At 58.2% G+C, this 12,337-nt stretch carries 11 protein-coding genes; 8 read left to right on the top strand and 3 right to left on the bottom strand.

Annotated features, from left to right (window positions below; genetic code table 11):
- The first annotated feature begins 437 nt into the window (after positions 1 to 437).
- The 5 genes from rpmH (at position 438) to mnmE (ending at position 4,360) form a co-directional block, all read left to right on the top strand.
- Entirely contained in the window at positions 438 to 572 is a 135-nt protein-coding gene (gene rpmH / locus ACM6IM_RS21455; RefSeq protein ID WP_003213577.1) for a 50S ribosomal protein L34, read from the top strand.
- Positions 573 to 588: 16 nt separating this feature from the next.
- Positions 589 to 990: a ribonuclease P protein component gene (gene rnpA / locus ACM6IM_RS21460; protein ID WP_003187205.1), complete on the top strand. Its 402-nt coding sequence runs from the start codon at positions 589 to 591 to the stop codon at positions 988 to 990.
- Complete coding sequence (gene yidD / locus ACM6IM_RS21465) at positions 983 to 1,228, top strand: membrane protein insertion efficiency factor YidD (protein WP_010207715.1); 246 nt, start codon at positions 983 to 985, stop codon at positions 1,226 to 1,228. The genes rnpA and yidD overlap by 8 nt, the downstream gene beginning before the upstream one ends.
- A gap of 2 nt (positions 1,229 to 1,230) precedes the next feature.
- Positions 1,231 to 2,910: a membrane protein insertase YidC gene (gene yidC / locus ACM6IM_RS21470; protein ID WP_192307246.1), complete on the top strand. Its 1,680-nt coding sequence runs from the start codon at positions 1,231 to 1,233 to the stop codon at positions 2,908 to 2,910.
- Between the two features lie 79 nt (positions 2,911 to 2,989).
- Positions 2,990 to 4,360: a tRNA uridine-5-carboxymethylaminomethyl(34) synthesis GTPase MnmE gene (gene mnmE, locus ACM6IM_RS21475; protein ID WP_414866258.1), complete on the top strand. Its 1,371-nt coding sequence runs from the start codon at positions 2,990 to 2,992 to the stop codon at positions 4,358 to 4,360.
- Between the two features lie 42 nt (positions 4,361 to 4,402).
- Here the strand turns inward: mnmE and ACM6IM_RS21480 are convergent, their stop codons facing one another.
- From ACM6IM_RS21480 to ACM6IM_RS21490, 3 genes are all read right to left on the bottom strand, one after another.
- The gene (locus tag ACM6IM_RS21480; RefSeq protein WP_414866259.1) at positions 4,403 to 6,838 is read right to left on the bottom strand and encodes a TonB-dependent siderophore receptor; all 2,436 of its coding nucleotides are present in this window, start codon (positions 6,836 to 6,838) and stop codon (positions 4,403 to 4,405) included.
- 120 nt (positions 6,839 to 6,958) lie between these two features.
- The gene (locus ACM6IM_RS21485; RefSeq protein ID WP_414866260.1) at positions 6,959 to 7,906 is read right to left on the bottom strand and encodes a FecR domain-containing protein; all 948 of its coding nucleotides are present in this window, start codon (positions 7,904 to 7,906) and stop codon (positions 6,959 to 6,961) included.
- Positions 7,906 to 8,412 (bottom strand): sigma-70 family RNA polymerase sigma factor, encoded by a 507-nt coding sequence (locus ACM6IM_RS21490; RefSeq protein ID WP_414866261.1) that lies wholly within the window; start codon positions 8,410 to 8,412, stop codon positions 7,906 to 7,908. The genes ACM6IM_RS21485 and ACM6IM_RS21490 overlap by 1 nt, the downstream gene beginning before the upstream one ends.
- Positions 8,413 to 8,986: 574 nt before the next feature.
- Here ACM6IM_RS21490 and mnmG point away from each other — a divergent pair.
- The 3 genes from mnmG to ACM6IM_RS21505 are packed head-to-tail and all read left to right on the top strand — an operon-like array spanning position 8,987 to position 12,336.
- A complete protein-coding gene (gene mnmG, locus ACM6IM_RS21495; protein ID WP_192307241.1) occupies positions 8,987 to 10,879 on the top strand; it encodes a tRNA uridine-5-carboxymethylaminomethyl(34) synthesis enzyme MnmG in 1,893 nt (630 codons plus the stop codon).
- The gene (gene rsmG / locus ACM6IM_RS21500; RefSeq protein WP_414866262.1) at positions 10,876 to 11,520 is read left to right on the top strand and encodes a 16S rRNA (guanine(527)-N(7))-methyltransferase RsmG; all 645 of its coding nucleotides are present in this window, start codon (positions 10,876 to 10,878) and stop codon (positions 11,518 to 11,520) included. Before mnmG ends, rsmG begins: the two co-directional genes overlap by 4 nt.
- Before the next feature lie 18 nt (positions 11,521 to 11,538).
- Positions 11,539 to 12,336 (top strand): ParA family protein, encoded by a 798-nt coding sequence (locus tag ACM6IM_RS21505; RefSeq protein WP_192307239.1) that lies wholly within the window; start codon positions 11,539 to 11,541, stop codon positions 12,334 to 12,336.
- The last annotated feature ends 1 nt before the right edge of the window (position 12,337 follow it).

Below are 12,337 nucleotides of genomic sequence, written 5' to 3' on the forward strand. Positions count from 1 at the left end.
GACCAGCGGTCTGTGCATAAGCACTGTGGATAACCGCCCTTGAGATCGTTGCACAACTCGAGGGAAAACCCGGTGGATAACCAGCCTGTGGATAAGTACCGCTTTCACACACAGCTTATCCGACAGTGCGGCACAGGCTGAACACGGTTTTCCACTGTAGTTGTCATTCTCTGTACATCACGTCATAGAAGGCCTGGTGCCAGTTATCCACAGATAAATGCCGCCTAAGCTTCTATAAGCTTTACAGAAAAGCTTTAAATACTTTCCTTTCTTATTTTTATATTTACGCCGGGTTGAAGGCGAGCGGAATCGCTGGAGATCTATTTATAAGGAAACGCTGGTTGGAAATTGACCTAGAGGCTTGCTTTCTCTAGAATCCCCGGTCTCTTAAAACGGGGGCCATTCCGGCCCGTTGTGGACGAACCAGGTAACACGACATGAAACGTACTTTCCAACCAAGCACTATCAAACGCGCTCGTACCCACGGTTTCCGTGCTCGCATGGCTACCAAGAACGGTCGTGCCGTCCTGTCGCGTCGTCGCGCCAAAGGTCGTGCGCGTCTGGCAGTTTGATAATCCGGCACTGCAGGTGAGTCAGGACTTCAGTCGGGAAAAGCGTCTGCTTACACCCCGGCATTTCAAGGCAGTCTTTGACTCCCCTACCGGCAAGGTTCCGGGGAAAAATCTCCTGCTCCTTGCGCGCAACAACGATCTTGATCACCCCCGTCTCGGGCTGGTTATCGGGAAAAAGAGCGTAAAGCTCTCTGTTGAGCGCAATCGCCTCAAACGTCTGATGCGCGAATCGTTCCGCCTGAATCAGGATTCCCTGGTCGGTTGGGACATCGTTATCGTCGCGCGCAAAGGTTTGGGTGATGTAGAAAACCCCGAATTGATTCAGCATTTCGGCAAACTCTGGAAGCGTCTGGCACGCAGCAAGCCAGTACCAGCAGTCAACACCGAAACTGTAGGGGTAGACAGTCCCGATGCGTAAACTGGCACTCGTTCCGATCCAGTTTTATCGCTACGCCATTAGTCCCCTGATGGCCAGTCACTGTCGTTTCTACCCCAGTTGTTCCTGCTACGCGTTGGAAGCCATCGAAAATCATGGCCTTCTGCGCGGTGGCTGGCTGACCTTTCGTCGTTTAGGTCGCTGTCATCCGTGGAATCCCGGTGGTTATGACCCGGTTCCACCTATCCCTACCTCCCGTTCTTCTTCGATGGCCGAGTAATCATGGATATCAAACGCACGATCCTGATCGTCGCCCTGGCAATCGTGTCCTACGTTTTGGTTCTGAAATGGAACCAGGACTATGGCCAGGCTGCCCTGCCGACTCAGAATGTTGCTTCCAGTACGACCGCACCGGGCCTCCCGGATACGGCCACTGGCAATAATGCTTCTGTCAGTGACGACATTCCCCGCGCCGCAAGCGATACCAGTGCACCCGCTGAAACACCAGTGGCTGCCAGCAAGGATCTCATCCAGATCAAAACGGATGTGCTCAATCTGGCTATCGATCCACAGGGTGGCGATGTTGCCCAGTTGACGCTGCCGCTGTATCCACGTCGCCAGGACCATCCGGACATCCCGTTCCAGTTGTTCGATAACGGCAACGAGCGGACTTACCTGGCTCAAAGCGGCCTGATCGGCACCAACGGCCCGGACGCAAATCCTGCCGGTCGTCCGGTTTACTCGTCGGAGAAGAAGGTTTATCAACTGGCTGACGGTCAGGACCAATTGGTCGTGGACCTGAAGTTCAGCAAGGACGGCGTTAACTACATCAAGCGTTTCACCCTGAAACGCGGCCTGTACGACGTCACCGTCACGTATCTGATCGACAACGAAAGCGCCCAGCCATGGTCGGGTGCGATGTTCGCGCAGCTGAAGCGTGACGCCAGCTCCGATCCGTCTTCCAGCACTGCCACCGGCACCGCGACTTACCTGGGCGCCGCCCTGTGGACAAGTTCCGAGCCGTACAAGAAAGTGTCGATGAAAGACATGGACAAGGCTCAGCTGAAAGAAACCGTCAGCGGTGGTTGGGTTGCCTGGTTGCAACACTACTTCGTGACCGCGTGGATCCCGGCGAAGGGCGAAAACAACGTCGTCCAGACCCGCAAGGACAGCAAAGGCAACTACATCATCGGTTACACCGGTCCTTCGCTGACCGTTGCTCCGGGTGCCAAGGCTGAAACCAGCGCCATCCTCTACGCCGGTCCGAAAAGCCAGGCGGTCCTCAAAGAGTTATCCCCAGGCCTGGAACTGACCGTCGACTACGGCATTCTGTGGTTCATCGCCCAGCCGATCTTCTGGCTGCTGCAACACATCCACGCGATTGTGGGTAACTGGGGCTGGTCGATTATCTTCCTGACCATGCTGATCAAGGGGATCTTCTTCCCGCTGTCGGCGGCCAGCTACAAATCCATGGCCCGCATGCGTGCCGTCGCGCCGAAACTGGCTGCCCTGAAAGAGCAGCATGGCGACGACCGGCAGAAAATGTCGCAGGCCATGATGGAGCTGTACAAGAAAGAGAAGATCAATCCGCTGGGTGGTTGCTTGCCAATCCTCGTGCAGATGCCGGTATTCCTTTCGTTGTACTGGGTTCTGCTGGAAAGCGTTGAAATGCGTCAGGCGCCGTTCATGCTGTGGATTACCGACCTGTCGATCAAGGATCCGTTCTTCATCCTGCCGATCATCATGGGTGCAACCATGTTCATCCAGCAGCAGTTGAACCCGACACCTCCGGACCCGATGCAGGCCAAGGTCATGAAAATGATGCCAATCATCTTCACCTTCTTCTTCCTGTGGTTCCCGGCCGGTCTGGTGCTGTACTGGGTAGTGAACAACTGCCTGTCGATCGCCCAACAGTGGTACATCACACGTAAAATCGAAGCGGCTACCAAAGCGGCTGCCTGATTTACACTGTGGATAACCACTCAAAACGCCCCCTAGTGGGGCGTTTTGCTATCTGTCACTTTTGTCTGGATACCGGTTTATGAGCGTTCCTCGTGAAACCATCGCCGCCGTCGCCACCGCTCAAGGTCGTGGCGGTGTCGGCATCGTGCGTCTTTCCGGGCCGTTGGCCAGCGTGGCGGCCAAGGCTTTCAGCGGCCGCGAACTCAAGCCGCGTTTCGCTCACTACGGACCGTTCCTCGGTGAAAACGACGAGGTTCTGGATCAGGGCATTGCGCTGTATTTCCCGGGGCCGAACTCGTTTACCGGCGAAGACGTACTGGAATTGCAGGGGCACGGCGGGCCAGTCGTTCTGGATATGCTGCTGCAGCGCAGCCTGCAACTGGGTTGCCGCCTGGCCCGGCCGGGGGAATTCAGCGAACGTGCGTTCCTCAACGACAAGCTCGACCTGGCCCAGGCCGAAGCCATCGCCGACCTGATCGAGGCCAGCTCCGCACAGGCTGCCCGCAACGCGCTGCGTTCGCTGCAGGGGGCTTTTTCGGCACGTGTGCATCACCTCACCGAACAACTGATCGGCCTGCGCATCTACGTCGAGGCGGCGATCGATTTCCCGGAAGAGGAAATCGATTTTCTGGCCGATGGCCATGTGTTGAGCATGCTCGACAAGGTCCGCGACGAGTTATCCACAGTCCTGCGCGAAGCCGGGCAGGGCGCCTTGCTCCGCGATGGCATGACCGTGGTGATCGCCGGTCGGCCGAATGCCGGCAAATCGAGCTTGCTCAACGCGCTGGCCGGCCGCGAGGCGGCCATCGTCACCGAAATCGCCGGTACGACCCGGGACGTGCTGCGTGAACATATCCACATCGATGGCATGCCACTGCACGTGGTCGATACCGCCGGTCTGCGCGATACCGATGACCATGTGGAAAAGATCGGTGTCGAGCGCGCGCTGAAAGCCATTGGTGAAGCCGATCGCGTGCTGCTGGTGGTGGATGCCACGGCGCCGGAAGCGCTGGATCCTTTCGCGTTGTGGCCGGAGTTCCTCGAAACCCGTCCGGATCCGGCGAAAGTCACGCTGATCCGCAACAAAGCCGATTTGACCGGGGAAGCGATCGCCCTGGATGTCAGTGAAGACGGCCACGTCACGATCAGCCTCAGTGCCAAGTCTGCCGGGATGGGCCTGGAGTTACTGCGCGAACACCTCAAGGCCTGCATGGGCTACGAGCAGACGTCGGAGAGCAGCTTCAGTGCTCGCCGGCGTCACCTCGAGGCCCTGCGTCACGCCAGTGATGCGCTCGAGCACGGTCGTGCCCAACTGACGTTGGCAGGGGCGGGAGAGTTGCTGGCCGAGGACCTGCGCCAGGCTCAGCAATCGCTGGGCGAAATCACCGGTGCCTTCAGCTCCGATGACTTGCTCGGAAGAATCTTTTCCAGTTTCTGCATCGGTAAATAACGGCGAGCGCTGTGGAAAACTTATCCACAGCGCTCTTTCGCCCTACCAGTTGTAGGACACCGTGCCCAGAAGGTTACGCTCTTCGCCCCAGTAGCACCGGCCAGCATCGTTACACCCTGATACGTATTCCTTGTCGAACAGGTTTTTCGCATTCAGGTCGACACTCCAGTGGCGATCGATCTGGTAGCCGATCGCTGCATCCACCAACGTCACATCGCCGGCATCGAGCTTTCCGTACAAGGTTGGTGCGGTATACGCGAAGGCACTGTCAAAGTAGCGGACGCCACCGCCGACGTAGAGCCCTTTCAGGCGACTTTCGAGGAAGCGATACTTGGCCCAGACCGACGCCTGGTTGCGCGGGACGCCGGTCATTTGGTGATCCTTCACCAGGGAGGTGGCGGCGTCCTTGGTAATCCGCGCATCCGTGTAGGTGTACGCCGCCGTGAGATTCAGGTTCGGCGTCAGGTTGCTGTTGAGTTCAAGTTCCACCCCTTTGGAACGGCTTTCGCCCACCTGACGATAGGTCGAAGTGGTGGCGTCGAAATAGGTGTCGTCCTGCTTGCGCAGGTCATACACGGACGCGGTGAACGCCGTGTCCCAACCGACGGGCTCGTACTTGAGGCCCACTTCGTATTGGCTGCTGGTGATCGGGTCCAGCGGCCGTCCGGAATTGGAGATCTGCTGGACCGGGACGAAGGCCGTGGAGTAGCTGACGTAAGGGGTCAGTCCATTGTCGAACTGGTACATCACGCCGCCCTGGTAGGTGAACTTCCGGTCCTGAGAGCTGATGTTGCCGGCGCTGGCCACCTTGTCGCGGAAATCACTGTCGACCCAGTCCTGGCGCCCGCCCAGCAGGAACAACCAGTGGTCATATTTGCTCTGGATCTGTGCATAAACACCTTTCATCTGCTGTTCCAGCAGGGTGTTCTGTACGGCGATCGGGGTCCGGGGATCCCCCAGGTAAACCGGGTTGTAGATATCAATGGGACCGACCAGTCCGGCATCCCAGTCCTGATTGAACGACGTGCGATCAAAACTGGCACCGAACAACACGGTGTTCTGCAGCTCACCCAGTTGGAATTTGCCTTCCAGCTGGTTATCCAGCGAATACACCATCGCCTTGTTGAAGCGATCATAAGCGGTCATGTTCAGGCGAGTGCCGAAACCGGCGTTGTTCAGGTTGCCCGGCCAGGTTTCATGACGGGTAATGCGTGACTGCATGTAGCGCGAGTTCTGCCGGTACTGCCAGTCATCGTTGAAGCTATGGCTGTATTCGTAACCGGCGCTCCAGGTTTCCCGTTCAAAGGTATTCCAGTCCGGGTCGCCCAGCATCGTGTCCTTGGACAGCTTGCCATTGGGGTTCTTCAACAGGGTGCCGGCCGCCGGCAGGCCGAGCTCCATGTTGGTATGGTCCTTCTGGTAATTGGCCAGCAGGGTCAGCGTGTTGAAATCATCGAAATTCAGCGTCAGGGAAGGGGCGATGTAGAGACGGTCATCCGGCACGTGCCGGGTCTGGGTGTCTGCATTGCGCCCCAGCATCACGATCCGGCCGAGCACGTTGTCGTTGTCGGTCAACGGCCCGGAGACATCGACGCCCAGCTGGCGCCGGTTGTTCGAACCATATCCAAGCTGCACCTCACCCTGGGGAGCGGAGGTCGGACGCTTGCTCACCAGGTTGACCAGCCCGCCGGGCGCATTTTCGCCGTAGAGCAGCGACGAGGGGCCGCGGAAGACCTCAACCCGCTCCAGGCCATAGGGCTCGGTGGTGGTGTCGTATCGGTTGCCTTGCACACGCAGGCCATCGCGCAGCAGACCATAGCCATAGTCTGTCGCATTGAAACCCCGGATGAAGAACAGGTCTCCGGCCAGGCTGTCACCCGCGGCAAATGGCGGGGCGAAGATTCCGGGCACGTAGCCCAGGACCTCGGTCAGGGTCTGGGATTTCTGGTCCTTCATACGCTGTGCAGTGACGACCGATATCGAGCGTGGCGTTTCCGACAGCGGTGTGCTGGTTTTGGTGCCGATCCGGCTGTTGTTCGCCTTGTAACCGGTGTCCTGCGCGTAATCGAGGTTCATTTCATTGGGCTGCTGAGCGTTGATGTTGGTGGTGCCAAGCACCAACGGCCCGGCATCGGGCACTGATTGCAGGATGTAGCTGCCGGGCGCTTCGGCCACCGCTTGCAGTCCGGAACCTTGCAACAGGATCGCAAAACCCTGCTCCACCGAGTAACTGCCGGACAATCCCTGGGTTCGCAGGCTGGCGGTCTGTTGGGGAGAGAACGAAAGGATCACATTGGCCACGGAGGCAAACTGACTCAGGGCTTTGTCCAGCGGGCCGGCGGCAATGGCGTAACGCTGCGTCACATCGGCGGCCATGACCTGGGGCGCGATCAGGACACCCGTGGCGGCGCTGCTCATCAGCAAACCGCAGGCGATGCAATGGGGGGTAAAACACTTACGCAAGAGGGGAAGTCGCATGAGTAGGAAAGCCCTGAAGGTGGCAAATGCCGCGTTGAACCGCGATTACCTGTAGGGCCGTTACAGGGAGAAAAAAGATAACCCCCCGAAGCATTTTATTTTGGCCTGGCTGGATTCAAGTCAACCGACCCGTTTGATCGACACCCAGTAACGGGTGAAATAACTGACATTGATCGGCAACGAAGCCTGAAGGTTGGCCAGCACCGCATCCGTTGAATCCAGCCGGAAGGTTCCCGATACACGCAGGCGCGCCGCAAGCGGGTCACAGTGCAAGACCCCGGGGCGATAACGGCCCAATTCACTGATCACCTGCCCAAGCTGCGCATCGAGGGCAATCAATTGGCCGTTGATCCAGGCCGTTTCAGTCGAGCGAAAGGGGTGAACAGTGCCGACGTCATGACGGTCGAAATCTGCGCCTTCGCCTGCCAGCAACACGCGTGCATGTTCGGGCTGCTCGCCCGGCTGCACGCTGACGCGGTCTTCGAGCACGCCGATTCGGGATGATCCGGACAACTGGCGAACCGAGAAACGCGTGCCCAGGGCCCTTATCCGGCCTTCCCGGGTTTCGACGAAAAACGGACGCAGATCACCGAGCTTGCCGGTGTGAACCAGAATTTCCCCCTCGCGCAACCGTATCAATCGTTGCTCGCCATCGAACAGCACATCGATGGCGGTGCCGGTATTGAGATGAATCCGCGTGCCGTCCGCCAGTTCGATTTTGCGGCGCTGGCCCACCCTGGTCCGGTAATCCGCCCAGACACTGCCCAGGGAGGTGTGCTGCTGAACATTCCAGCCGAGATAGCCGGTCCCGGCCACGATCAGCAGCAGTTTGAGCACCTGGCGGCGTTGTTGAGTCGGGGACAGAGCGCGTCGAGACAGGTCCCGGGGTAATCCGCCGAGATGGCGTTGGACCTGTTCCATCTGGTTCCAGGCCGCCAGATGGGCAGGGCTGCTGTCGATCCAATACTGCCATGCCTGTCGTTGGGCAGCCGTTGGCGGTTCGGCCTGAAACTGCACGTACCAAGTGGCGGCAGCCTCGAAAACCTTACGGTCCGGAGCGGCGGACATCAGAGCGCCGCCATGATCATCGAGCATTCGGTCAGGGCGCGGATCATGTGCTTCTTCACCGTGGTCAGAGACACCTGCATCTGCTCCGCAATCTGTTGATAAGTCAGCCCTTCGATTTGCGACAACATGAAGATTCGCCGAGCCCGTACGCCGAGGTCTGCCAGAGCTTTATCCACAGCGATCAGGGTTTCGATGATCAGCGCTTTGTCTTCTTCACTGATTGCCGTGGCTTCGGGCCGCGCCGCCAGGGTTTCCAGATAAGCCACCTCAATGGCACGGCGACGATAACGGTCGATCACCAGCCCCCTTGCCACCGTGACCAGGTAGTCCTTGGGTTCACGGATCTGGCTCGCATCGCGGGACCCCAGAATGCGCACGAATGTATCGTGCGCCACGTCCGCCGCATCGCAGGCGTCATGCAGTTTTCCCTTTAACCATCCATACAGCCACGAATGGTGCTGCACGTAGATCCGCTCGACTGCTGAGGTGTGAGATGGCATTGACATAAAGAGGAGGGACGATGGCTTAATGATAATGGCTATTATTAGCTTTTGTTACAGCTCCTCACAATACCCTCCCCTCACCCCTTCTTGATCGATTTCCTTCACGACAGCACACCGGATGCGCAGTCGCGCCCTTGGGATTTCTCCCTATCAAGCGGTTTTCTGTGGATTAAGCCCTGTGAATAACCGCGTCTGAGCACGGTTGATAACAGCGCTCCAAACCTGGACATAACCGCCTCTGTGGATAACAGCCACTTTAATCCACAGGCTTACACCGGTTATCCAAGGGGCTCCCTGGCACATGGGCACAGGGTTTTGAATCTCTGTACATATTGAATATAAAGGCCTGTAGAGATCTATCCACAGAAAGGTCGGGCACTAGAAATAAACATAAAAACAAAGATTTAATAAATTTCTCTCTTTTTAATTTCTATAACTCCGACTTCTCCACAGCTGGTTAAATTTTGTGCAAAGGGTTCTTTAGAGCAGGCGAAGTCCCTATACTTGTCGACCAGGTCCAAAAACCTGAGCCCAAACTATTCCTGAATTACCTACTTAAGCAGGCACGAGGTGCGTGGTGGATTTCCCTTCCCGTTTTGAAGTGATCGTCATCGGCGGCGGTCATGCCGGTACCGAGGCAGCACTGGCCTCAGCACGCATGGGGGTGAAAACCCTGCTGCTGACGCATAACGTGGAAACCCTCGGTGCCATGAGCTGCAACCCCGCCATCGGTGGCATTGGCAAGAGCCATCTGGTCAAGGAGATCGACGCCCTCGGCGGTGCGATGGCCCTGGCTACCGATAAAGGCGGCATTCAGTTCCGCGTGTTGAACAGCCGTAAGGGCCCTGCCGTGCGCGCAACCCGCGCCCAGGCTGACCGGGTTCTCTACAAGGCCGCCGTTCGCGAGATTCTGGAAAACCAGCCGAACCTGTGGATATTTCAACAGGCGGCCGACGACCTGATCGTCGAGCAGGATCAGGTGCGCGGTGTTGTCACTCAGATGGGCCTGCGCTTTTTCGCGGACTCAGTGGTTTTGACCACTGGCACTTTCCTCGGTGGACTTATCCACATCGGCATGCAGAATTTCTCCGGCGGTCGCGCCGGCGATCCACCGTCGATCGCCCTTGCACATCGTCTGCGCGAGTTGCCTCTGCGCGTCGGTCGGTTGAAAACCGGCACCCCGCCGCGTATCGACGCCCGATCCGTGGATTTCTCGGTGATGACCGAGCAAGCCGGCGACACGCCGATCCCGGTCATGTCGTTCATGGGTTCCAAGGCGCTGCATCCACGGCAGATCAGTTGCTGGATCACCCACACCAATGCCCGTACCCACGAAATCATTGCGGCCAACCTTGATCGGTCGCCGATGTATTCCGGGGTGATCGAAGGCATTGGCCCGCGTTACTGCCCGTCGATCGAAGACAAGATCCACCGCTTTGCCGACAAGGAAAGCCATCAGGTCTTCATCGAACCGGAAGGCCTGACGACCAACGAGCTGTACCCGAACGGCATATCCACCTCGCTGCCCTTCGACGTGCAATTGCAGATCGTCCAGTCGATCCGCGGCATGGAAAACGCGCACATCGTTCGTCCCGGCTACGCCATTGAATATGACTACTTCGATCCGCGGGACCTGAAATACAGCCTCGAAACCAAAGTCATCGGCGGTCTGTTTTTCGCCGGGCAGATCAACGGCACCACCGGTTATGAAGAAGCCGGCGCCCAGGGTCTGCTGGCCGGAGCCAACGCCGCACTGCGCGCCCAGGGCAAAGAAGCCTGGTGCCCGCGCCGCGATGAAGCGTACATCGGCGTACTGGTTGACGACCTGATTACTCTCGGGACCCAAGAGCCGTACCGGATGTTCACGTCCCGTGCCGAATATCGCCTGATCCTGCGCGAAGACAACGCCGACCTGCGCCTGACCGAAAAAGGTCGCGAACTGGGCCTGGTCGATGACGTGCGCTGGGCAGCTTTCTGCAAGAAACGTGAAAGCATCGAGCAGGAAGAACAGCGGCTGAAAAGCACCTGGGTTCGCCCGGGCACCGAACAAGGCGACGCCATTGCCGAAAAATTCGGCACTCCGCTGACCCACGAATACAACCTGCTCAACCTCTTGAGCCGTCCGGAAATCGACTACGCTGGCCTGATCGAAGTGACGGGCGGTGGCGCAGAAGATCCACAGGTCGCCGAGCAGGTGGAAATCAAGACCAAGTACGCCGGCTACATCGACCGTCAACAGGATGAAATCGCCCGTCTGCGCGCCAGTGAAGACACGAAATTGCCTGTGGATATCGACTACACCGGCATTTCCGGTCTTTCCAAGGAAATCCAGAGCAAGCTGGGTGCAACCCGCCCGGAAACCCTGGGTCAGGCGTCACGTATCCCGGGGGTCACCCCGGCAGCCATTTCGCTGTTGATGATTCATTTGAAAAAACGCGGCGCGGGCCGTCAGTTGGAGCAAAGCGCTTGAGTTCGTTGGTCACCTCGCAACACGCCGAAGAGTTATCCACAGGTGCTCGCCAGCTCGGTGTCGCATTGACGCAAACCCAGCACACCCAACTGCTGGGTTACCTGGCCCTGTTGATCAAGTGGAACAAGGCCTACAACCTGACTGCCGTGCGTGATCCGGACGAAATGGTTTCGCGTCATTTGCTCGATAGCTTGAGCGTGATGTCGTTCATCGAGAACGGCCGCTGGCTGGACGTTGGCAGTGGTGGTGGCATGCCCGGCATTCCGTTGGCCATCCTGTTTTCGCAGTCGCAGGTGACCTGCCTGGACAGCAACGGCAAGAAAACCCGCTTCCTGACCCAGGTCAAACTCGAACTCCAGCTGGATAACCTGCAAGTTATCCACAGTCGCGTCGAAGCCTTCCAGCCTGCCCAGCCATTCAACGGGATCATTTCCCGGGCGTTCAGCAGCATGGAAAACTTCACCAACTGGACACGTCACCTCGGCGATACCGATACACGCTGGCTGGCAATGAAGGGCGTTCATCCGGCCGATGAGCTGGTAGCATTGCCGGCAGACTTCCACCTCGATAGCGAACACGCCCTGGCCGTACCCGGTTGCCAAGGCCAACGCCATCTGCTGATACTGCGCCGCACGGCATGATTGGGAACACAAGCAAGAATGGCTAAGGTATTCGCGATAGCGAACCAGAAAGGTGGTGTGGGTAAAACCACCACCTGCATCAACCTCGCAGCTTCCCTGGTCGCCACCAAGCGCCGGGTGCTGTTGATCGATCTCGATCCACAGGGCAACGCCACCATGGGTAGCGGTGTGGATAAACACGGCTTGGAAAACTCGGTCTACGACCTGCTGATCGGCGAATGCGACCTGACCCAGGCCATGCATTTCTCGGAACATGGCGGTTACCAGCTGTTGCCGGCCAACCGCGATCTGACTGCGGCGGAAGTGGTCCTGCTGGAAATGCAGATGAAGGAAAGCCGCCTGCGCAGTGCCCTGGCGCCCGTGCGGGAGAATTACGACTACATTTTGATCGACTGCCCGCCGTCGTTGTCGATGCTCACGTTGAACGCGCTGGTTGCCGCAGACGGGGTGATCATCCCCATGCAGTGCGAATACTTTGCGCTGGAAGGCTTGAGCGACCTTGTGGATAACATCAAGCGTATCGCCGAGTTGCTGAACCCGGACCTGAAAGTCGAAGGCCTGTTGCGGACCATGTATGACCCGCGCCTGAGCCTGATGAACGACGTATCTGCCCAGCTGAAGGAACACTTCGGCGATCAACTGTACGACACGGTCATTCCGCGCAACATCCGCCTGGCGGAAGCACCCAGCTATGGCATGCCGGCGCTGGCGTACGACAAGACATCGCGGGGCGCCATTGCCTATCTGGCGCTGGCGGGCGAGATGGTTCGCCGTCAACGCAAAAATCCACGCACCGCCGCTGCCCAGGCAATTTAAG

The organism is Pseudomonas sp. IT-P12, from assembly GCF_949767465.1.
In the GTDB taxonomy this organism is placed as follows: Bacteria; Pseudomonadota; Gammaproteobacteria; order Pseudomonadales; family Pseudomonadaceae; genus Aquipseudomonas.